The sequence below is a fragment of the Geomonas sp. Red32 genome (genome assembly GCF_023652955.1).
Taxonomy (GTDB): Bacteria; Desulfobacterota; Desulfuromonadia; order Geobacterales; family Geobacteraceae; genus Geomonas.
Genome location: NZ_JAKLOY010000001.1, coordinates 1,117,237 through 1,137,678 on the forward strand (window position 1 = coordinate 1,117,237; position 20,442 = coordinate 1,137,678).

Annotated in this window: 18 protein-coding genes; 10 read left to right on the top strand and 8 right to left on the bottom strand. The window is 64.2% G+C overall.

Features of this window, described 5'->3' with window-relative positions:
• Positions 1-2: 2 nt before the first annotated feature.
• Entirely contained in the window at positions 3-671 is a 669-nt protein-coding gene (trhA, locus tag L4X63_RS04855; protein ID WP_250677457.1) for a PAQR family membrane homeostasis protein TrhA, read from the top strand.
• Positions 672-764: 93 nt separating this feature from the next.
• Here trhA and L4X63_RS04860 read toward each other — a convergent pair whose 3' ends face one another.
• Positions 765-1,043, bottom strand: a complete 279-nt coding sequence (locus L4X63_RS04860) for a cytochrome c3 family protein (protein ID WP_250677458.1) — start codon at positions 1,041-1,043, stop codon at positions 765-767.
• A gap of 219 nt (positions 1,044-1,262) precedes the next feature.
• Between L4X63_RS04860 and L4X63_RS04865 the strand changes: the two genes are divergently transcribed.
• On the top strand, positions 1,263-3,656 hold the full coding sequence (locus L4X63_RS04865) for an ATP-dependent DNA helicase (RefSeq protein ID WP_250677459.1): 2,394 nt from the start codon (positions 1,263-1,265) through the stop codon (positions 3,654-3,656).
• A gap of 109 nt (positions 3,657-3,765) precedes the next feature.
• Here L4X63_RS04865 and L4X63_RS04870 read toward each other — a convergent pair whose 3' ends face one another.
• The 4 genes from L4X63_RS04870 to L4X63_RS04885 form a co-directional block, all read right to left on the bottom strand.
• Positions 3,766-4,161 carry a hypothetical protein gene (locus L4X63_RS04870; protein WP_250677460.1) on the bottom strand — a complete coding sequence of 132 codons (396 nt, stop codon included), beginning with the start codon at positions 4,159-4,161 and terminating at the stop codon, positions 3,766-3,768.
• A gap of 65 nt (positions 4,162-4,226) precedes the next feature.
• On the bottom strand, positions 4,227-6,428 hold the full coding sequence (locus L4X63_RS04875; RefSeq protein ID WP_250677461.1) for a multicopper oxidase family protein: 2,202 nt from the start codon (positions 6,426-6,428) through the stop codon (positions 4,227-4,229).
• A gap of 390 nt (positions 6,429-6,818) precedes the next feature.
• Positions 6,819-7,055 carry a hypothetical protein gene (locus tag L4X63_RS04880; protein ID WP_250677462.1) on the bottom strand — a complete coding sequence of 79 codons (237 nt, stop codon included), beginning with the start codon at positions 7,053-7,055 and terminating at the stop codon, positions 6,819-6,821.
• Positions 7,048-7,227 carry an FmdB family zinc ribbon protein gene (locus L4X63_RS04885; protein ID WP_250677463.1) on the bottom strand — a complete coding sequence of 60 codons (180 nt, stop codon included), beginning with the start codon at positions 7,225-7,227 and terminating at the stop codon, positions 7,048-7,050. The genes L4X63_RS04880 and L4X63_RS04885 overlap by 8 nt, the downstream gene beginning before the upstream one ends.
• Before the next feature lie 163 nt (positions 7,228-7,390).
• Between L4X63_RS04885 and L4X63_RS04890 the strand changes: the two genes are divergently transcribed.
• Positions 7,391-9,079: a right-handed parallel beta-helix repeat-containing protein gene (locus tag L4X63_RS04890; protein WP_250677464.1), complete on the top strand. Its 1,689-nt coding sequence runs from the start codon at positions 7,391-7,393 to the stop codon at positions 9,077-9,079.
• Between the two features lie 176 nt (positions 9,080-9,255).
• Here the strand turns inward: L4X63_RS04890 and L4X63_RS04895 are convergent, their stop codons facing one another.
• Positions 9,256-9,813, bottom strand: a complete 558-nt coding sequence (locus L4X63_RS04895; RefSeq protein WP_250677465.1) for a hypothetical protein — start codon at positions 9,811-9,813, stop codon at positions 9,256-9,258.
• Between the two features lie 149 nt (positions 9,814-9,962).
• On the opposite strand from L4X63_RS04895, the gene L4X63_RS04900 reads away from it, so the two are divergent.
• Positions 9,963-10,430, top strand: coding sequence for a peroxiredoxin (locus tag L4X63_RS04900; protein WP_250677466.1), 468 nt, complete (start codon positions 9,963-9,965; stop codon positions 10,428-10,430).
• A gap of 242 nt (positions 10,431-10,672) precedes the next feature.
• The gene (locus tag L4X63_RS04905) at positions 10,673-11,977 is read left to right on the top strand and encodes a glycerate kinase type-2 family protein (protein ID WP_250677467.1); all 1,305 of its coding nucleotides are present in this window, start codon (positions 10,673-10,675) and stop codon (positions 11,975-11,977) included.
• A gap of 82 nt (positions 11,978-12,059) precedes the next feature.
• Here the strand turns inward: L4X63_RS04905 and L4X63_RS04910 are convergent, their stop codons facing one another.
• Positions 12,060-12,434: a hypothetical protein gene (locus tag L4X63_RS04910; protein ID WP_250677468.1), complete on the bottom strand. Its 375-nt coding sequence runs from the start codon at positions 12,432-12,434 to the stop codon at positions 12,060-12,062.
• 410 nt (positions 12,435-12,844) lie between these two features.
• On the bottom strand, positions 12,845-13,807 hold the full coding sequence (locus L4X63_RS04915; RefSeq protein WP_250677469.1) for an NADPH:quinone reductase: 963 nt from the start codon (positions 13,805-13,807) through the stop codon (positions 12,845-12,847).
• A 311-nt stretch (positions 13,808-14,118) separates the two neighbouring features.
• Between L4X63_RS04915 and L4X63_RS04920 the strand changes: the two genes are divergently transcribed.
• The 5 genes from L4X63_RS04920 to nuoF all read left to right on the top strand — a co-directional run bounded on the left by L4X63_RS04920 (position 14,119) and on the right by nuoF (position 20,424).
• Entirely contained in the window at positions 14,119-15,378 is a 1,260-nt protein-coding gene (locus L4X63_RS04920; RefSeq protein ID WP_250677470.1) for a GspE/PulE/PilB domain-containing protein, read from the top strand.
• 386 nt (positions 15,379-15,764) lie between these two features.
• Positions 15,765-16,175 (top strand): NADH-quinone oxidoreductase subunit A, encoded by a 411-nt coding sequence (locus L4X63_RS04925; RefSeq protein ID WP_250677471.1) that lies wholly within the window; start codon positions 15,765-15,767, stop codon positions 16,173-16,175.
• Between the two features lie 103 nt (positions 16,176-16,278).
• On the top strand, positions 16,279-18,660 hold the full coding sequence (locus L4X63_RS04930) for an NADH-quinone oxidoreductase subunit B/C/D (RefSeq protein WP_250677472.1): 2,382 nt from the start codon (positions 16,279-16,281) through the stop codon (positions 18,658-18,660).
• A 9-nt stretch (positions 18,661-18,669) separates the two neighbouring features.
• Positions 18,670-19,140 (top strand): NADH-quinone oxidoreductase subunit NuoE, encoded by a 471-nt coding sequence (nuoE, locus tag L4X63_RS04935; RefSeq protein WP_250677473.1) that lies wholly within the window; start codon positions 18,670-18,672, stop codon positions 19,138-19,140.
• 9 nt (positions 19,141-19,149) lie between these two features.
• Positions 19,150-20,424, top strand: coding sequence for an NADH-quinone oxidoreductase subunit NuoF (gene nuoF, locus L4X63_RS04940; protein ID WP_250677474.1), 1,275 nt, complete (start codon positions 19,150-19,152; stop codon positions 20,422-20,424).
• Positions 20,425-20,442: the final 18 nt, after the last annotated feature.

A 20,442-nucleotide genomic window follows, 5' to 3' on the forward strand; every position in this document is an offset into this window, starting at 1 on the left:
TCATGAGAGCGGAAGAGATCAATGCACGTCTTCACCATTACAGCAGGGCCGAGGAACTGGCTAACTGCTTTACCCACGGACTCGGGGTGCTGCTGAGCATCTTCGGAGGCGTGGCGCTCATCGGCCTGGCGGCCGGGCAAAACGACGGCAACCGCTTCTTTGCCGCCTGCGTCTACGGCATCGCGGTGGTCGTTTTCTACTCCCTTTCCACCGCCTACCACAGTGTCAGGAAACCCTACGCCCGCTATATATTCCGCATCCTCGACCACATCGCCATCTACATCATGATTGCCGGGAGCTATACCCCCTTCGCCCTCGTGACTCTGCGGGGACTGGTGGGAAAGGTGCTCTTCGGCACGGTCTGGGGGCTCGGCGTGGTGGGAGCGGTCCTGAAGATCTTCACTGTACACCGCATGCGGGTGGCCGGGCCGATCATCTACCTCGGCATGGGATGGCTCGCGCTGGTGGTTCTCAAGCCGCTGATGGCAGCCATGCCGGCCACCGGGCTCCTCTTCTTCTTCCTGGGAGGAGCGGCCTACACCATTGGGGTCATCTTTTACCTCTGGGACCGCCTACCCTTCAATCACGCCATCTGGCACCTCTTCGTCCTGACCGGCAGTGCCTGCCACTTCTGGGCTATCTTCCACTATGTGACGCCGCTGCACCTGTAGCTGAAGGGAGCGCCGGCCGGGCTTCGGCAAAGGATAAAAAAAGGGCGAAGGCCATCAGGCCCTCGCCCCGCGGGGTCGCTTTCGCGGCGATCCCTACTTCTTGTGGCAGCCGTTGCAGCCGGTCGGGCCTTTGCCCTTTTCGCTGTGGCACCCTTTGCAGGTCTTGTGCGCCCAGTCTTTGCCGAGAGCGGCGATTTTACCGCCTTTATCGTTCTCATGGCACGCGGTGCAGGCCATCTTTTCCTGGTGCTCCTTGTGCGGGAAGGTGACGTCCCCTTTGGAGGCGTGAAGGACGATAGTGGCCGGTCCGGCTGCCAGTGCGGTACCGACGCAGAAGACGGAAAGGGCAACGGCGGCGACGATTTTCTTCATTGTGATCTCCTTTGCATTGCTGATTGATAAAGTAAGTGACAAGAGGATACCCGCTCTTGCCAATTTTGCAAATCCTAACAGGTACTTTGTGCCTTGACAACTGCGGCTGGACGGTAAAAAGTACGGTTTCAGCCAGTGACGAATGCGGTGGCCGCGTACGCCGCCCGCGAAAACGACCGCCGCCCCACTCCCTTACGGTTCCCTGACCCCGGTAAGCCCGTGAAGAACGATAAAGACCAAGCCATCATAATTTCCCTGGGGGAGTTCGCCCTCCCGGTGCCGCGCACCGGCAGCCTCGAGGCCCCCTCCGGCTACGGGCGCTCGACCGCTCAGGGGCTGGAGATCCACCAGAGGGTCCAGAAGAAACGGGCCAAGGCGGATAGCCGGTACCAGGCGGAGGTCGCGGTCACCCGCACCCTCGCACGGGGTGGCTTCTCCTTCCGGATCAACGGGAGGATGGATGGCATCTTCCGCCACGACACCCCCCTCATCGAGGAGATCAAGAGCACCTTCGGCCTCGCCGAGCTCAAGCGACGGCTGGCCGGGGGCCCGCTGGAGCATCCGTATTGTCTGCAGCTGCTGACCTACGGGTATTTTTACTGGCTCGAGCACGGGATCGTTCCGGCCCTCTCCTTCCACCTGGTCTCCTCCCGGACCGGTCACAGCGCAGACCTCCCGCTCGAGCTCGACCTCGAATGCTATCAGCGGTGGCTGGACGCCCGCCTCGACGAGCTGGTGGTCGAGGCGGAGAAGGCACGTAAGCAGGCGCTGCGCAGGCGCAAGCTGGCGGCAGACTTCGCTTTCCCCTTCTCCGCACCCCGCCCCGGCCAAATCGGCCTCATGGAGGAGATCGAAGAGGGGATGCGGGAGGGGAAGCCGATGCTGATCCAGGCGCCGACCGGGCTGGGAAAGACGGTAGGGGTGCTCCATCCGGTGCTCCGGGAGGCGCTTTCCCGGGGGCAGCAGGTCATCTACCTGACCCCCAAGAACAGCCAGCACGCGGTCGCCGAGGATGCCGCCGAACGCTTCCGGGAGGGGGGCTCGCCCCTCCGCTCCACCACCCTCACCGCCAAGGCCAAGATCTGCCTGAAGGAGGAGCCGCTTTGCACCCCCGAGTACTGCGAGTACGCCCGCGACTACTACGGAAAGCTCGCCCGGGAGGGAGTGGTGGACCTTCTGGCCAAGAAGAGGAAGCTCAAGGCGAAGACCTTCCGCGAGATCGGCGAGCGGTTCGAGGTCTGCCCCTTCGAGCTGCAGATCGACTCGGCCAAGCTCTCCGACCTGGTGATCTGCGATTACAACTACGTATTCGCCCCCCGCTCCGCGCTCGGCCGGGCGCCGGGACTCGCGGTCGACCAGGCGGGGAAGCCCAACCTGGTGATCGACGAGGCCCACAACCTCCCCGCCCGGGCCATGGACTATTACTCGCCCCAGCTCTCCTCCCAGCTGCTGGAGGGGTTCCGCGAGCCGCTGGGCGCTCTGCCGGAGCGCTTCGCCCGGGAGGGGGAGGGGTTGCTCGACGCCTGCCTGGCGACCCTCTCCTCCTGCCGCAAGGGAGGCCAGCCCTCCCGGATCGATCCCCCCCTCGCCCCCTTCCTGGAGCGCGATGCCGCCCTCAGGACCTATCTTGCCCGCTACCTGGAGGCGGATCACGAGCTCGGGGGCGAAGACCCGGTCCTGAGGCTCACCGGCTACTGGGGGGAGTTTACCCAGATGCTGGAGCTCGCCGTGCGCTCCGAGCGCCAGGAATTCTTCACCACCTTCCACCCCCACGTCAGCGGGGGGAGCCTCAGGATCACCTGCTGCGACGCCTCGGCCATGCTCTCCGAGTGCTACGGCAACTATCAGCAGGTGGTCGGCTTCTCCGCGACGCTCAAGCCGTTTTCCTACTACGCCACCCTCTCCGGGCTGGACCCGGCCAAGGTCCGCACCGCGGAGTTCGCTTCGCCGTTCTCCCGGGAGAAGCGGAAGCTCCTGGTGATTCCCCAGGTCTCCACCCGCTACTCCCGGCGCGAACAGAACTATGGCAAGGTGGCCGAGGTGCTCGAGCGGGTTGCCGCCCTGCGCCCCGGAAACTACCTCGCCTTCTTCCCGAGCTTCGAGTTCCTGGAGCGGGTGGCGGCGCTCTTCCGCCCCCCCGAAGGGTTCGCCCTCCTCAAGCAGGAAAGGAGCATGCGGCAGGCCCGGGTGGACGAGATACTCGACCATCTCAGGGAAGCCTCCTCCCCCACCGTCCTTCTTGCCGTGCAGGGGGGATCCTTCGCGGAGGGGATCGACTATCCGGGGGAGATGGTGATCGGCGTCTTCGTCGTAGGCCCGCCGCTACCCACCTTCGACCTGGAGCGGGAAGAGATGCGGAACTACTACCAGCGCCACTACGGGGCGGGGTTCGACTACGCCTACGCCATCCCGGCCATGGCGAAAGCGGTGCAGGCCGCCGGGCGGGTGATCCGCTCCGAGCACGACCGCGGCATCGTGGTGCTGATGGACGACCGCTTCCTGGAGGCCGAGTACCGCTGCTCCATGCCCTCCGACTGGTTCGACTCCCACCCCTCCGAGCTCGTTTCCACCGCCATTCTCGGCGACCTGGCCGCCTTCTGGAGCGAAGAATAAAAAAAAGCCCCCAATCTCTCCAAGGGGATCTTGAAGCGAAAGGGGGCAACCGTTTGGGCTCCCCACGGCACTGAGGCCTGGGGGGGGACTATGTACGCCGGTGGCCGGGCTACCGGGCCAGTTCGATGGTGGTGCGGTCCTGCTTTTTCCCGATCTTCGCCGAGCTGTAGTTGAGGAGTGCCACCCCCTTGATGCTGCGGGTGGACGCGTCGCCGTCGATGGCGATCGACAGCCCGTTTTTCACCGGCGACCTGAGCGACAGTTTTCCGTTCTTGCAGCTTCCCTCCAGGGGCAGGTCGGCGCCGATCCTGGTGAAGACCATCCTTCCCGTCACCGCCTCCCGGTCCTGCCTGAGCGTAAAGGCGAGGTCGGGAAGGGTACTCCCGGTCTGGGCCAGCGTGATCTTCCCTTTCCACTCTCCCGACAGATCGCTCGACTTCGTGCACCCGGCGGCTATAACCAGCCAAGCCAGCATGAGAGCGATCCCTTTCCTGCGGTTTACCATTTACCTGCTCCTTAAGATAAATAGCGGGGAGGGCCCAACGCCTCGCTCCCTCCCCGCTTGCCTGCTTAGTTACCCTGACCTGTTGCCATGACCATGAACGGCCGCATCATGTCGTTCTCCTCGTGGGAGAGGATGTGACAGTGCCACATGTAGGTTCCGATCCTCGGGAAGGTCATCCGGATCTTGACGTAGCCGGGGTTGACGATGGTCCCGGGGCCCGGCGTGCCGGCGGGAGGCACCATCACGATATCCTTCCAGAACATCTTCTCGCTGTCCGCCAGCCGGTAGACGGAGTTGGCCGGAGCCGAGCCCGTAGCCCCTCCCGGTTCCGCATCGGGGACGAAGGCTGCCGGGTTGTTGACGACCGGCATCGAGATGCCGTCGGCCCGCGTATAGACGCCCGGGAAGTTGACCGTATCGAGGTAACCCTTCTCGACCACCTCGAACTTGACCAGGTGGACGTGCATCGGATGGACGTCGGGGGTGGCGTTGATCATCACCCACTCCTCGGTACCGTTCAACTGCGGCATCTCGGTGATCGGGTCGCCGAAGAGCCGGTCGTTGAGGAGGAGCTGGATGCGCGGGTTGGCCTGCCCGGTAGTCGGGTCGAGGAAGGAGTAGGCCGGATCGGGACGCTCCTGGAAGTCGAGGTAGCGGGGGCCTGCGGCGCGGTCCGGGGTCAGGTGGGGGAAGGCGCCATACGGGATCAGGGAGCCCGGCTGCATGATCGAGCCGCTGCCGGTCTCGGCCAGCAGGGGGGAGGGGGTGCCGGTGGTGTTGGCCACCTTGAAGAGCATAACCCTGCCGGTGGTCTTGGCGTCGAGGGTGGTGATGTCTTCGGCGTCGGGACCGAACTGGCCGCCGAAGGGGGCCGGGCAGTCGTTGCGGACCACGATGTTGCGCCCTTTGAAGACCGGGTGGCCGAAATCGATGACGATGTCGGCGCGGGCGCCGGGGGGGATAAGGAGGCCGTTGCGGCCCGGACCGGTGGCCACCTCGACGGCGTGGTCGCCGTAACCCTGCTCGGAGGCGATCTGAACCACGGGCCAATCGAGATTCGGCGCCACCGACTCGGCCAGCTGGGGGGTGATGATCTCGCCGGTGTCGCCGTCCTGGAGCCAGAGGTTGTAAACGCGGGAGTCGGACCCGTTCAGGACACGGAAGCGGTAGGCCTGGGTCTTCACGTTCTTGTACGGCCACGCCTTGCCGTTGACGGTGATGACGTTACCGAACATCTCCGGCCTGAGGCACGGGATGACGTTCCCGTTGGCATCGTGCAGCGCCTCGTAGGTGTAGTCGCTCAGGTTGGTGAAGGTCGGGAACACCAGCGAGCCGTCGTCGGCAAAGTCCTTGTCCTGGATGACGACGGGGAGGTCGAACTCGTCGGACTGCAGGGCAGGTATCACCGGGTTTGCGTGCCGCCCCTTCGGGAGGTTCGCCAGGTTACCGCTCCCTTCTACCGCGGGGTCCTTGATCAGGTAGAAGGCCGCCACCCCTGCGTAGGCGTTCAGCCTCGTGATCCCCATGGAGTGATCGTGGAACCAGAGGGTGCAGGCCTCCTGGCTGTTGGGGTAGAGGTAGGGGGGCTGCTTGTTGGTGGTGGGACGGCCGGGGAAGCCTATGGCCGGGTCGGCCGGGGCGGCCCAGAGTGCCTGGATGGCGGGATCGTTGGCGGCCCAGGCGTTGGGATGCCCGTCCGAGGTCCAATCGACGTCACCGCCGTGCAGGTGGGGGACCATCCGGCACTCCGGCTCTCCCATGTTGGTCCCGTCGATGGTCGGATCGACCTGCAGCAGGTGCTTGGTGAGGTAGGGGCCGGTCCCCTTCTGGCCATTCACCTCGGCGCGGAGGTCGTTGGAATAGTTGAAGGTCAGCTGGGTCCCCTTGGTGGCCTCCACGGTAGGCCCGTAGATCCCGAGGAAGACGCCGTTAACGTCATAGCCCCAGGTCTTGGTCACGATGGGCTTGCCGGTGGCCGGGTTGACGATGGCGCTCCCGTCCATGTTCCGCAGGCCGAAGTCCCAGCTACCCTGACGCATGGAGACGTTGTAGGTCGCTGGGTTGTTGGGATCCACCGGTGCGATGGGGATCTCCACCAGCGGGTTGGCGAACTGCTGGAGTACCTGCGGGGAGAGCGGGGCGTGCTGTGTGCTGCTCACCGTCTGTTGAACCACCCCCGCGGCGGGGGTACCGTTACTGCACCCTTGAAAGAGCAGGGTGGCGCCCGCCAGCATGGCGAGTGCGGCGACTCCTTTAAGCTTGTCCATCTGTGACCTCCTGAGCTCCCGGCCCGATCGTTGACGGGCCGGATATCATGATGCCGGGCTTCTCCCATCACCTGATGGTGGAAGCGCGCGGCAGGAATTACATTGGTTCTTGAAAGGGGGACACAGAGGTAGAGTGCAGGTGTCGCTCTATATAGAGCAGGTACCGTACCAATTATGTAAAGATTTGTAACCGCCCGTTTTATGGTGGGAAAAATGGTATCGAGAAATTAACGGAGGGGAGCAAGGGGTGCTAATTTAAAGGAGAGCTCCTCTGGGGGGATGGCTGCTAAGATACCGGATTATCGTGGCATTTTCTTGGCGGAGCCGAAACGGCGGCCGGTTATTTTTTCTCACCCCTCCACAAGGGGCAAGGAAGCGGCCTTGAGAGTGTCATGATGGGGGAAAATGGCAGCAACGGGAGACGGGATCGCCGCGGTGGGAGTTGAGCTGGATGGCTGCAAAGGGGAGGAGCGGGATCCCCGCGGTGGGGAGGAACTGGTGGCTGCGGTGGGGAGGAGCTGGCCTGAGCGGGGTGGGGAAGTGGAGGCTCCCCGCGGTGGGGGAGCCGGTGTTTTCCTGCTGGGGGAGTGGGAGACGCCGACCGGCGCCGTCAGATCCTTCAGCCACCGCCCGAGGAGGGGCGGCAGGAGCCCGAGGCCGGGGCGGCGAAGGAGGACATCACCTTCCGGACCTCCGATGAGCCGCAAGCCGGGCAGGTAACCGCCTCGCTGCCTTCGGATTTGCAGAGCTTTTCGAAACGGTGGTCGCAGGAGACGCACTGGAACTCATAAATGGGCATAGGGTACCTCCAAAGGGTGTATATCGATTTTCATATATAACCAGATCTGTACCGGCTGTCAAGAAATGTCGCAGGATTGAAGCTGCCGTGATCGACCGTACAATGCTTGGAGGTACTTCCGGCATCTCCTCCCGTCATAACGGTGAGGGGGAAGGAGGAAACGATGCAACGAGTGCCGCTGAAATGGGCTCCCCTGCTGGTCTTTTTGCTGCTGGCGGGTTCGGTGGCGGTCGGGCAGGCGACCTGGTCGCTACCCCCGGGACGGTCGGTTCCCTGGCGGGGGAACGTGGGAGTCCTGCACGACCTACCGCTCCGCTCCGCGATCCATACCACCCTCTATCCCTCCGGCGATGACGACGCCCAGGCCATCCGTTCGGCGGTCGCCGGTTGTCCCCCCGGCAAGGTGGTCATGCTCGGTCCCGGCGTCTTCTCTCTCGGTTCGGCGGTCTCGGTCACCTCCGGGGTGACCCTGCGGGGATCGGGGATGGGGATCACCGTGCTCAGGGGGAGGCGGGGGATGGCCGGTTCCTTCGTGGTGGGGATCGGCGATCCGGCCTTCGGCGAGGAGCGGGCGGTGCCGCTCCGGGGTACCCACTTCAAGGGAGGCGATACGGTTACCACGGCCTCGCCTCACGGCTGGCGTGCCGGCGATCTGATCATGATCGACCAGCTGAACGACCCCATGGGGGATCCGCCGGTGACCAACGTCGGGGTGGGCACCTCCTCGTGGAATGGCCGCACGGGTGACCGCTCCCTCGGGCAGCTGGTCTCCCTCAAGGAGGTGACCTCGACCACCGCCACCCTCGAGATCCCGCTCTACTGGAGCTTCGACGCCCGCCTTAAGCCGTCGGGCGTGAGGTTGCGCGGGGTGACCTCGGGAGCGGGGATCGAGGATCTCACTGTCGACAACGGGGAAAGCGGCAGTCCGGCCCAAAACGACAGCGGCGGAACCGTGGTCATGAAGGGGGTGGCCAACTGCTGGCTGCACCGGGTGGAGGTGACCGGATCCTGGCAATCCGCCGTCCGGGTGATGGCCGCCTACCGAAGCACGATCCGCTCCTGCCGCATCCACGAGGGGATTCCCGCCCTCCCCGCCAACGGTCCGCAGTACGGCCCCCGCCGTGCCTACGGCATCTTCATCAACCCCTACGCCTCGGCGAACCTCTTCGAGAACAACGAGATCTACCACCTGGTATCTCCGTTCCTGATTGCCGGGGCAGTCTCGGGAAACGTCATCGCCTACAACTACCTGCCCGACCCGTACTACAGCGACCCCAACTGGATCCAGGTCACCATCGGCTTCCACGGTCCTCACCCGGTCATGAACCTCATCGAGGGGAACTACTCGGTCGGACGGATCGCACCGGACAATTACTGGGGAAGTTCCAGTCACAATACGTTCTTCCGCAACCGCAACCGCCTCCCGGAAGGGAAAAGCGGAGCCCCCTGGGATTTCGATCTCCAGCATCATGCCCGCTACTACACCCTGGTCGGGAACGTGATCGGCGAGCCGGGAAGGGAGGAGGTCTACCAGTTGCAGGGTGTCGACCTGGCCGGGGAGAAAGCCGTCTTCCGCCTGGGATACCACTCGGACGGCGACGGCAGGCGGGAGGGAAACGACAAGGGGGTTGGCGCCACCCTCCTTCGCCACGGCAACTGGGATAGCGTCCATGGTGCCCCCCTCTGGAATGGGACCGAGGACCGCTCGCTCCCTGCGAGCCTCTACCTGGCCGGGAAACCCGCCTGGTGGGGAGATGCGCCGTGGCCGCCGATCGGGCCGGACCGGGTGCCGATGTACCCACCGGATCCCGGGGTGGGAAGGGGGACGCCGTGGGGGGCGAATGGGGGGTAGACGCCGGACGGGTGACTGCAAATCCCCCCTGTCCCCCCTTTGACAAGGGGGGAACGTTCCGCCGGCATTATGCACATTGTCGAAAGGGGGGGGAGGCGGAGGGGCAAGAGAGCGACCGTCACGGTTTCATGTTGGTAGCGGGAACATCCCGTACCGGGGGGGCATGCGAGAGACGGTCAGACACCCTTCGCGGAGAAGTAGACGAGGAGGGCGGCGAGGGAGCCGTAGAGCAGGATGCCGAGCGGCTGGGAGGCGGCGAGCTTGAAATCCTCGTGGGACGGAATCGAGCTGTAACTGAAAAGGTAGACCGTTACGTACATCCCCAAGGTGTGTAGGAGGCCAGGGCCGAACCAGTTCCACCAGTGCTCGTAGAGGTAGAAACTGACCGCGAGCAGGGCCAGGGGGGCCAGGGCCGTGGGGAGCGCGGAGACCGGGCTTGGGCGGCTGATGGTGACCGAACCGAGCACCCAGCGCTGGCTGAGGCCGGACCCTCCTCCGGGGCGCGGGAAGATGCTGAATCCGACCGGCCGCCCGCCGGTAACGAGGGCGACCACCAGGTGCGACAGCTCATGGAGAATGGTCCCCGGGAGCGACCAGAGGATCATCCAGATCGGGCCGACCCTACCGAGCTGGACCTGCCAGGTGCAGAGGATGATGACCAGCAGGATGCCGGCGAAGTGGTGCCAGCTGGCGCCGCCGCCGGCCAAGAGGGTGTGTGGGAGGGTAAGATGCATTCGTTTCCCCGTAACAGTTGCGGGGGAGGATACTATCATTTGCCGTGAGTGACAACGGGTAAGCTCATTGCGGCCGGGGCCGGTTGCTCACAGCGGTCCCCTCTGTTATCGTTGTAAGTCGAAACTGTTACGTCTGAAAGGAGGAGTGCATGCTGCAGGAAGGACAGAAAGCGCCGGAGTTCGAGCTGGAAGGAAGTGACGGCAAGAAGCACACTCTCAAAGAGTACGCGGGGAAGCTCGTCGTCCTCTATTTCTACCCGAGGGACAACACCCCGGGCTGCACCAGCGAGGCGGTGGGGTTCCGGATGCTCAAGCCCGAGTTCGACAAACTGGGGGCAGTGCTGGTGGGAGTGAGCAAGGACTCGCTCAAGGCGCACTGCAAGTTCATCGCCGATCACCAGCTCAACTTCACCCTCCTCTCGGATCCCGATGCGGAGGTCATGACTGCCTACGGGGCCTTCGGCGAGAAGGTGATGTACGGCAAGAAGACGACGGGGATCATCCGCTCGACGGTGATCATCGCCCCGGACGGCACGGTAGTCAAGCACTGGGCCAAGGTCCCCAAGGCCGCCGAGCACCCGGACAAGGTACTGGAGTTCGTGAAGTCGCTCGCTTAACCGGAAGGCCAAATCCCCCCTGTCCCCCCTTTTTCAAAGGGGGGGACGTCGTTTCGACAACTGTCCCCGGCATGGGTTTGCCTTGGTCTTCGCCAGGGCAGCCGCTGCCTTCCGCCATGGGGGGGCTTTTGCTAAAAGGATGACCTCCCTCCGGAGTGGAATTGGCCCAGGAAACGGAAGAGTACTCCGCAGGCGAGGAAAAACCGGGGCCGGGCACAGTAAGGAGGGGGGCGGAGTTGACGATGACCGATAGAGAGCTGATCGACAACCTCTTCTGTGCCGCCCTGGCGGCGGTGGATCCCCTGACCGCGCTTCCCTCCCACCTGAGGGAGGTGGCGGAGCTCTACCTGTCCGGCCCGTTCGACCGCCTGCTGGTGGCCGGATTCGGTAAGGCCGGGGTTCCGATGGCGCTGGCCGCCGAGGAGTGCCTCGGGGAGATGATCGGCTCCGGGCTGGTGATCGTTCCCCATTCGTCGAACCTATCCCCCCAGCCGCACCGCATCGAGCTTGCCACCGGCGGGCACCCCCATCCCAATGCGGAGGGAGTGGCGGCCACTTCCCGTCTGATGGAAATGGTCCGGGGAGCGGACGACAGGACCCTTCTCCTGGTGCTGATCTCCGGGGGCGGGTCGGCCCTCTGCTCGGCACCCGCGGAGGGGATCACCCTGGAAGAGAAGCAGGCCGCCTGCCGGCTGCTGATGGAGGCCGGCGCGGATATCCGGGAGCTCAACACGGTGAGAAAGCATCTCTCCCGGGTCAAGGGGGGGCAGTTGGCCGCCCTCGCCATGCCGGCCCGCACGGTGGCGCTGACCATTTCCGACGTCCCCGGGGATCTCCCGGAAATCATCGCCTCCGGCCCGGTGGCTCCCGATCCTTCTACCTTCGGGGACGCCCTCGCGGTGTTCGAGCGGCTCGGGATCGCGGACCGGGTGCCGAAAGCGGTTCTCAGGCGGCTGCGTTTGGGCGCGGCAGGGGAGGTCCCCGAGACACCGAAGCCGGGAAGCGCGCTCTTCGACTCGGTCACCACGGTCATCGCCGCCTCCAACGGCTGCGCCCGGGCCGCGGCCGCCCATGCGGCCCTCCAGCGGGGGATCCGGGCCCGGGTGCTGGAAGAACCCGTTTGCGGGGAGGCGAAGGTAGCCGGCCGGCGTCTCGCGGAACTCGCCTTGGCCGAGAGAAAGAAACTCTCCTCCGGCGAGCGCTGCTGCATCGTGAGCGGTGGGGAAACGACCGTGCAGGTAAAGGGAAACGGGAAGGGGGGGAGAAACCAGGAAGTGGCGGTGGCCTTTGCCCTCGGCATTGAAGGGGTAGACGGCGTCACCTTCCTCTCGGCAGGAACCGACGGCATCGACGGCCCGACCGACGCGGCGGGGGCGATCGTGGACGGCTCCACGGCGGCCAAGGCAAAGGGGGCCGGTTTCGATCCGCTTGCCTCCCTGGAGGAGAACGATACCTACCGCCTCCTGGAGAGCTGCGGAGCGCTGCTGAAGACCGGCCCTACCGGCACCAACGTCATGGATCTCCAGATCGTCCTGTTACGGGGGTGATCCACGCTGATCTCCCCGCAACCCGTCTCCGTTTGGGAGATAGGGCTCCGGGGAGATGCGCGGGAGGCGTTCGGGAGGGTGGTCAGTCGACGTAGTTGAAGTCGGTCTCGGCATCAAGAATCTTGACCAGCGTCTCGGGGGTGTACGGGTATTCGGGCAACCGCTCCACCATCTCGGCTTTTTCCGGCGGAGAGTAGAGGATGACGTAGTTGCCGTCCCCCCGGTCCACCCTGGTGGCCCGCCCTTTGGCCCGCTCCTCGATAACCTGCCACATCTCCTCCTGGTCGATCAGGCTGAATCCGGAAATGTCGGTACCGAAGTCCACGGTGTCCAGAAAACGCGCCACCAAGTCGAAATCGATCCAATCCTCCTCGTTGCGCCACCACTTGATGAAGATCTTGTCCGGATATTTGCTTCTCTCCGTGCGAACACTCTTTGCCAGTTCATACCCTTGCATGGTTAGCCTCCATGGGAACCGATGTCCTCGAACCAGAGCCGGCTACTGTCATAAGAGTTGCGGATGAAGAAAGTGCCGGATGCCTCTGCCGGGTGTCTGGGTGGGTGGCAGTAACTCTGGATGAGGCATCCCCTGTTTCAATTATAATTAGCTGCCGGTATATTGCAATGCCCTCCTGGGGAACAATTAATGGCATGGTTTCAGGTGGTTACGGCAGTAGTGCGGCGGGCGGTGGGCACATGAGCGGGGGGTGGGGCAAGTCTTCATGGGACGGAGGCTAAATGGGCCATGTTTCCGCTTAGTGCCGGTCGGACTGGGAGAGGCAAATCCCCCCTGTCCCCCCTTTGACAAGGGGGGGACGTTTGCCCGTTGTCAAAGGGGGGAGGCCGGCACACCCTGGCGGGGGGCGGTCAGGGGATGAGGACGATCTTGCCGAGGGTGCTCGACTCCATGATGGCCCGGTGCGCCTCGGGGGCTTCGGCGAGCGGGAGCTCCCGGCTCACTACCGGGCGGAGCGTCCCGTTCTCCAGCCCGGCCACCACGGCGGCGTGGATGCCGGCCAGTTCGGCCTCGGTCGCGTTGAAGAGGGCCATGCCGACGATGGAGGCGTCGTGGGCCATGGTGTTGCGGGGATCGATCTCGACCGTCCCCCGGCTTCCCACCACCACGATCCTTCCCCCATTGGCGACCACCTCGAGGTCGCGGCCGAGGTTCTGGTTCGCCAGCATCTCGACGATAACGTCGAACCCCTGCCCGCAGGTCTGTTCCACCGCCTTGGCCAGGTGATCCTCCCGGTGGTGATCTACCACCGCATGCGCCCCTTCCCTCAAGACCAGGCTTCCCCCCTGATCGCTGCCCGCGCTGCCGATCACCCAGAGCCCGGCGGCCCGGGCGAACTGAACGGCGGCCAGACCGACGCCGCCGCTTGCCCCGTGAATCAGCACGTTTTCACCGCCTACCGCCCGCCCCTTCTGGAAGAGCGCGCGGTAGGCGGTGGCGTACGGCACCCCGACCCCCGCCCCTTGCGAGAAGCTCAGGTTTTCCGGGAGCGGGTGGGTCTGCCCTTCCCGGCAGAGGACCTTCTCCGCGTAAGTGCCGGTAATGGACCAGGCGACGTAGACCCGTTGGCCGGGTTTGCGGTGCTTGACGCCGGAGCCGATCGCTTCGACGATACCGGCGCCGTCCATCCCGGGCGTGTAGGGGGGATGGGAAACGTCCCCGTAGTGGCCCGACCTGATGTAGGTATCGACCGGATTCACCCCGACGGCGTGCAGCCGCACCACCACTTCCCCCTCGCCGGGGGAGGGATCGGCAACCTCCTCGATCCGCATGACTTCGGGGCCTCCAAGCCTGTTGACGATGATCGCTTTCATAACTACCTCCCGTGACTCCTTCTCCTTGGCAGAAAGCAGCCGCTTCTCTCATTATAGGCCCATCCCGGCTGCCCCGGCACGGCTTTGATCGTCCCCTGGCGGCAAACCGCCCGCCTGTCCGGTACTCACTGTGTTTCATGTTGACATTGTCCGGCGTGCACTCTAAATTATCGACGCTTAAATGATTTCCCGGAGTTTCACCCAGGACTGTGACAGAAGCGGTACCATTCTCTGACAGTGGTACGGTGGCCTTTGTCAGCGGTCAGGATGAATCAAGGGTTCAATGAGGAACGGCAGGGGGGATTTTGCAGATGAAGTTAGGCGAGCTGCTGGTAAGTGCGGGGAAACTCACCCCGGAACAGGTCGAGGAAACGCTGAAGGGGCAGGCGATCTTCGGGGGGCGGTTCGGCACCAACCTGGTTGAGATGGGGTACATCGACGAGACCGAGCTCGCCCACTTCCTGAGCAGAAAGACCGGCGTTCCGGAGATCCCCCCCGATCAGCTCATGGACGTCTCTCCCCAAACCCTCAAGCTCGTCCCCGAGGAGATGGTCCGCAAGTACCGGGTCATCCCGGTGGGGCTCAACAACCGCAAGCTCATCCTGGCCATGGCCGATCCCTCCGACTTTGCCGCTATCGACGAGATCTCCTTCGTGACCGGCTACATCATCCGTCCGGTCATCACCCCGGAGCTCCGCCTGATCACCGCCCTGGAAAAGCACTACAACATCAGGCGCGAGATGCGCTACATCAAGGTGGAAGGGGGAGGACGCAACCGCAGCCGTCAGCTGGGAGCCCAGCAGGAACCGGCCCAGACCGCGGCGGCCCAGGCGGTGGCAGCCAAGGCGGCCGCTGCGCTGCAGGCGCAGGAGGATGAGGAGGTACTGGAGCTTCCCCTCTTGGGCGACCTCGACAGCTTCCCGGAGCTGGAGGAGCTCGAGTTCCAGATGCAGCTGAGAAATGAGCCGTCCGCACCGCCCGCCCAGCCCGCTCCGGCCGCGTTCGCGCCTGACGCGTTCGCTCCCGCTGCTCCCGCTGCGGCGGCCTTCGCGTCCCCTGCGGCTCCCGCCCCGGCGGAAAAGGACTACACCCTCAATGGTGTCTTGCGCGGCTTCACCAAGGCCGACGATCGCGACGAAATCGGTGACCTGATCGTGAACCACCTGGGACGCCAGTTCAACCGTGTCGGCCTGGTGCTTCTCAAGGGGGGAAGGGCCAACGGCTGGTTCGCCTGCGCCAACAAGCAGCCGGTGGCCGATTTCGACCGGCTGGAGATCTCTCTGGACGAGCCCTCCATCCTCAAACTGATCGTCGACAGCAAGGACTACTACTTGGGCCCCATGCCGGTTACTCCCGCCAACAACGCGCTCGTCGGGGCGCTCGGGGGAGGGACTCCCGTCAACAACCTGCTGGTCCCGCTCATGATGGTCGGCCGGGTGGTGGGTGTGCTTTACGTGGAGGGTGGGATGACCAACCTGCTCGACCAGGTGGCCCCGCTGCAGAAGCTCCTCGGCAAGGCATCGATGGCCTTCGAAATCCTGATCATGAAGAACAAAATCCTTTTGACATAGCCTGAAATCGCTGTCATAGTGCGCCGGACCGCGGGAGATGAGAAATCTCTGAAGAACTGGGCCTCTCCCAAATTCGTCTCATAGGTACTGTACCAGGGAGCCTGGCCTGCCTGGAAATGCCATAAATTTCCCCACAACATTTTGAACTAGTGTTATCCCCCCCGTCTTCTGAAAGCATGAACGTGTTTCCGGCCGGCCTCCCCGGCCTGTTTTAAGCATCGTAAACGCTATCATCACACAGAAACGTCTTCCCGGCACCACAAGCAGCGGCGTGAAATACCTTCCAACCTGCGAAAACTGAAGACGGCACCGTTGACATTCCCGGCCGCTACGCTAGATTTAAACGGTATCCTCCGGGTATCATTCACAGAAATCGAAAGGGCGCCATGCCGGTATCCGCACAGCAAGTCGAACTCATTCCTCTTGCCGTCTATACCCTGATCGCCGTTGGACTGATCGGCGGCCTGCTCATGGCTGCCTGGCTCCTCGGATCCGGCAAGGACGCGCCCGACAAGGGGATACCCTACGAGTCGGGGGTGATCCCCACCGGCACCGCCCGTCACGCGTCACAGGTCCCCTTTTACCTGATCGCCATCTTTTTCATCGTCTTCGACGTCGAAGGTGCCTTCATCCTCACCTGGGCGACGGCCTGGGACCTTTTGGGCCTTTCCGGGCTTATTCACATCACCGTCTTCATCGTGGTGCTCTTGCTGGGGCTCGTCTGGCTCTGGATGAAAGGCGGGCTGGACTGGGGTCCTTCCGCCTCGCGCGGCGGGAAACGCTCGACCCACTACTGAAGCGCCGTCATCCGTGGACCCGCTTTTCAGCGAGGGGCTGGGGTGATGATCGGGGAAGCATCCCCTTTTTGATCTGCTTGAATTGTTATAAAACGGAGAACTCTTGAGTCCGACCGACGAGAAAATACCGGACGGCGTCATACTCGCCTCGCTCGACGACCTCATCAACTGGGGACGCGCGAACTCCCTCTGGCCGATGTTCTTCGGCCTTTCCTGCTGCTTCGTCGAAATGATGACCTCCTTCACCTCCCGCTACGACATCTCCCGCTTCGGCGCCGAGGTCCTGCGCGGTACCCCGCGCGAGGCGGACCTGATGGTGATCGCCGGCACCGTCTTCAAGAAGATGGCCCCCAGCATCCTGAGGCTCTACGAGCAGATGGCCGAGCCGAAATGGGTCATCTCCATGGGGAGCTGCGCGAACTCCGGCGGTATGTACGACGTCTACAGCGTGGTGCAGGGGGTGAACCAGATCCTTCCGGTGGACGTCTACGTCCCGGGATGCCCGCCGCGGCCCGAGTCTTTCCTGGAGGGGCTCATCCTCCTTCAGCAGAAGATCAAGAGCGACGAGCGGCCGACCCGCCGGGTCCTCCACATGAAAGGCGGGACCCAGGGGACCACGGTGCCGGTCCTGGTGGACGGAGTGACCAAGTCGAGAGACCCGCGCGGCACCGGCATGGAGGGGATCGCCGTGCGGGGAAGCGAGATGCAGCAGCCGTACTTCCCGGCCCCGCGCTCGGACGAGATGTGGCGTCCCCCCCAGCCGAAGCTTCCCTACCCGGACTTCGGTCTGGCCGAGGAGATGAAGGCCCTGTTCGGCGGCGAGGTGCGGCTGGACGAGACGGCTTGCGACATGCAGACCTATCGCACCCCGGCCCGGCTGGTTCCGGAGGTGCTAAAATTTCTGAAGCATCACGGCAGGGTGCCGTTCCGCAGGCTGGAAGACATCGCCTGCGTGGACGAGTCCTGCCGCCGCGACCGCGACCGCTTCCCCGATTTCACCCTCAACTACCATCTCACCTGCTTCGAACGCCCGGGCAGGCTGCGGATCAAGACCGATCTGCACGGCGACTACCCGGAGACCGCCAGCGTTACCCCCGTCTATCCCGTGGCCAACTGGTACGAGCGCGAGGTCTACGACATGTTCGGCGTCCGTTTCGCCGGGCACCCGAACCTCTCCCGGATCCTCATGCCGCACGACTGGGAGGGGCATCCGCTCCGGAAGGAGCACCCGTCCAGGGGGAGCGAGCTTCCCCCCTACACGCGGGAGGATGCCCTGAGGCACAAGGCGGTGCCCGCCGGAGACTTCTTCGACCGGGTGGACGAGGAGACCCTGATTCTCAACTTGGGCCCCCAGCACCCCGGCACCCACGGCGTCATCCGCTTCATCCTCAAGCTCTCCGGCGAAGAGATCGTGGACATGGACTCCGACATCGGCTACCACCACCGGGCCGCGGAGAAGGTTGGGGAGCGCCAGAACTGGCACCAGTTCATGCCGTACACCGACCGGATCGACTACCTGGCGGGGGTGCAGAACAACCTGGCCTACGCGAGCTCGGTGGAGGGGCTTTGCGGGATCGAGGTCCCCGAGCGGGCCCAGTACATCCGGGTCATGCTCTGCGAGCTCTTCAGGATCGCCAACCACCTGGTCTGGCTTGGCACCTTCGCCGCCGACATCGGCGCCATGACCCCGGTCTTCTACACCTTTACCGACCGTGAGAAGATCTTCGACATCGTCGAGACCATCACCGGCGGCCGCATGCATCCGGCCTGGTTCCGCATCGGCGGCGTGGCGGAGGATCTCCCCGAGGGGTGGCTGGAGAAGGTGAAGGCCCTCCTTGCGTGGCTCCCCCCGCGGATCGACGAGTACGAGCGGCTGTTGACGGGAAATCCCATCTTCCAGGCGAGGCTCAAGGGGGTATCGGCCATCACCCTCGACGAGGCGCTGGAATGGGGGATCTCCGGACCGAACCTGCGCGCCTGCGGCTTCGATTGGGACCTGAGGAAGAAGATGCCCTACGGCGGTTACGACCGCTTCAAGTTCGACGTGGCGGTGGCCGAGGGGGGAGACTGCTTCGCCCGTTACCTGGTCAGGATGGAGGAGATGCGCCAGTCGCTCTCCATCGTACGGCAGGCGGCGGAGGGGATGCCCGGGGGACGCTGGATCTCCAGCGATTACCGCTACGTCCTTCCCCAAAAGCGCGACACCCTGAACGACATCGAGTCGCTCATCCACCACTTCGTGAACTCGACCCGCGGGATGTCTCCTCCCAAGGGGGAATGCTACCTCCCAATCGAGGCGCCCAAGGGGGAAAACGGCTACTTCGTCGTTTCCGACGGGCTGCACACCGCCTACCGCATGCGAATCAGGACGCCGAGCTTCCCGCACATCCAGGCGCTGCCGGTCATGAGCCGCGGCTGGCTGGTGGCGGACTTCATGGCCATCATCGGGTCGCTGGACTTCGTGCTGGCGGACCTCGACCGATAGGAGCGGGGAATGATCCCTGAGGAACTGAAAAAATCGCTGCAGCAACGGGTCGCCACCGCGGTCACCGCGCGGGAGGCGGCAGTGGACGTCATGAAGGAGCTGCAGTCCCACTATGGATGGCTGACCGACGAGGCTGTGGGGGAGGCGGCGGAAATCCTCGGCCTCTCGACCTTGCAGGTCGACGAGCTGGCGACCTTCTACGAGATGATCTACCGGCGTCCGGTCGGGAAGAAGGTCATTCACGTCTGCGACTCCATCTCCTGCTGGTGTGCCGGTTTCGAGCGGATCATGGAGCACCTGAGGAAGAAGCTCGGGGTCGTGGAAGGGCAAACGACCGCCGACGGCATGTTCACCGTGATCCCCTGCTGCTGCATGGGGATTTGCGGCGACAGCCCGGCGATGACCGTGGGCGGGAACTTCTACGGGTCGGTGACGCCGGAGAAGCTGGACGAAATCCTGGAGAAAGAAAGAAAAAACTAAAACCACTCAATGGAACTTCTCCTTTTTAAACATAACCGCCCCGGGCGCGTCTGTACTTTCGAGGAATACCGCGACGGCGGCGGGTTCTCGGGACTCAAGAAGGCCATCGCCATGGCACCGCTGGAGGTCCAGCAGGTGGTGATGGACTCCGGCCTGCGCGGGCGCGGCGGCGCCGGCTTTCCCACCGGCAAGAAGTGGTCCTTCGTCCCCCGCGACCTTCCGGGGCCCCGCTGGCTGATCTGCAACTGCGACGAGATGGAGCCGGGGACCTACAAGGACCGGGCGCTTTTGGAGGCGAACCCGTACAGCCTCATCGAGGGGATGACCATCGCCTGCTACGCCCTTGGGGTCAGGCACGCTTTCATCTTCATCCGCAAGGGGTACGAGACGGCGGCCGCCAACCTGGCCAGGGGAATCGAGGAGGCCAAGAAGGCGGGCCTTCTGGGGGAGCGGATCCTGGGGACGGATTTCTCGGTGGATCTCGACCTGCACCTTTCCGCCGGCCGCTATATCTGCGGCGAGGAAACCGCCCTCATCAACGCCCTGGAAGGAAAGCGCCCCAACCCGCGGGTGAAGCCGCCGTTTCCGGCCATCAAGGGGCTCTGGAACAGCCCGACGGTGGTCAACAACGTGGAGACGCTCGCCAACGTCCCCGAGATTCTCGCCAACGGTGCCGCCTGGTTCAAGGGGCTCGCCAAGAACCCGGAAGGGGCCGGGAACAAGCTCTTCTGCGTGAGCGGGTCGGTGGCCAAGCGGGTCTGCGTCGAGCTCCCGATCGGAACGACGCTGAGGGAGATCATCGACGTCCATTGCGGCGGCATGCGGGACGGGAAGAAGTTCAAGGCCTGCATACCGGGTGGCGCCTCCACCCAGTTCCTGACCGCCGACCATCTCGACGTCCCGATGGATTTCGACACGGTGGCCAAGGTGGGATCGCGGCTGGGGAGCGGCGGGGTGATCGTCTTCGACGAGAGCCAATGTCTGGTGGCCGCCACCTTGAACCTGATCACCTTCTTCGCCCGCGAGTCGTGCGGCTGGTGTACCCCGTGCCGGGAGGGGCTTCCCTTCGTTAAGGAGATCCTCCAGCGGATCGAGGTGGGGCGCGGGGAGGAGCGGGATCTCGAGATCATGCGTGAGCACATCAAGTACCTGAACTACTCCTTCTGCGCGCTGGCCCCCGGCGCGATGGCCCCGCTCGACGGGCTCTTGAGGAGTTTCGAAGACGAGGTGCGCGAGCACATCCTGAAAGGGAAATGCCCCTACAAAACTGAGAAACAGATCTAGGAACTTCTTTTGGACTTG

What these genes read in the sequence shown, in the direction of transcription:
- trhA (WP_250677457.1), top strand. Translation starts at nt 3, where the DNA reads ATGAGAGCGGAAGAGATCAATGCACGTCTTCACCATTACAGCAGGGCC.
- L4X63_RS04860 (WP_250677458.1), bottom strand. Translation starts at nt 1,043, where the DNA reads ATGAAGAAAATCGTCGCCGCCGTTGCCCTTTCCGTCTTCTGCGTCGGT.
- L4X63_RS04870 (WP_250677460.1), bottom strand. Translation starts at nt 4,161, where the DNA reads ATGGTAAACCGCAGGAAAGGGATCGCTCTCATGCTGGCTTGGCTGGTT.
- L4X63_RS04875 (WP_250677461.1), bottom strand. Translation starts at nt 6,428, where the DNA reads ATGGACAAGCTTAAAGGAGTCGCCGCACTCGCCATGCTGGCGGGCGCC.
- L4X63_RS04885 (WP_250677463.1), bottom strand. Translation starts at nt 7,227, where the DNA reads ATGCCCATTTATGAGTTCCAGTGCGTCTCCTGCGACCACCGTTTCGAA.
- L4X63_RS04890 (WP_250677464.1), top strand. Translation starts at nt 7,391, where the DNA reads ATGCAACGAGTGCCGCTGAAATGGGCTCCCCTGCTGGTCTTTTTGCTG.
- L4X63_RS04895 (WP_250677465.1), bottom strand. Translation starts at nt 9,813, where the DNA reads ATGCATCTTACCCTCCCACACACCCTCTTGGCCGGCGGCGGCGCCAGC.
- L4X63_RS04900 (WP_250677466.1), top strand. Translation starts at nt 9,963, where the DNA reads ATGCTGCAGGAAGGACAGAAAGCGCCGGAGTTCGAGCTGGAAGGAAGT.
- L4X63_RS04905 (WP_250677467.1), top strand. Translation starts at nt 10,673, where the DNA reads ATGACCGATAGAGAGCTGATCGACAACCTCTTCTGTGCCGCCCTGGCG.
- L4X63_RS04910 (WP_250677468.1), bottom strand. Translation starts at nt 12,434, where the DNA reads ATGCAAGGGTATGAACTGGCAAAGAGTGTTCGCACGGAGAGAAGCAAA.
- L4X63_RS04915 (WP_250677469.1), bottom strand. Translation starts at nt 13,807, where the DNA reads ATGAAAGCGATCATCGTCAACAGGCTTGGAGGCCCCGAAGTCATGCGG.
- L4X63_RS04920 (WP_250677470.1), top strand. Translation starts at nt 14,119, where the DNA reads ATGAAGTTAGGCGAGCTGCTGGTAAGTGCGGGGAAACTCACCCCGGAA.
- L4X63_RS04925 (WP_250677471.1), top strand. Translation starts at nt 15,765, where the DNA reads ATGCCGGTATCCGCACAGCAAGTCGAACTCATTCCTCTTGCCGTCTAT.
- nuoE (WP_250677473.1), top strand. Translation starts at nt 18,670, where the DNA reads ATGATCCCTGAGGAACTGAAAAAATCGCTGCAGCAACGGGTCGCCACC.
- nuoF (WP_250677474.1), top strand. Translation starts at nt 19,150, where the DNA reads ATGGAACTTCTCCTTTTTAAACATAACCGCCCCGGGCGCGTCTGTACT.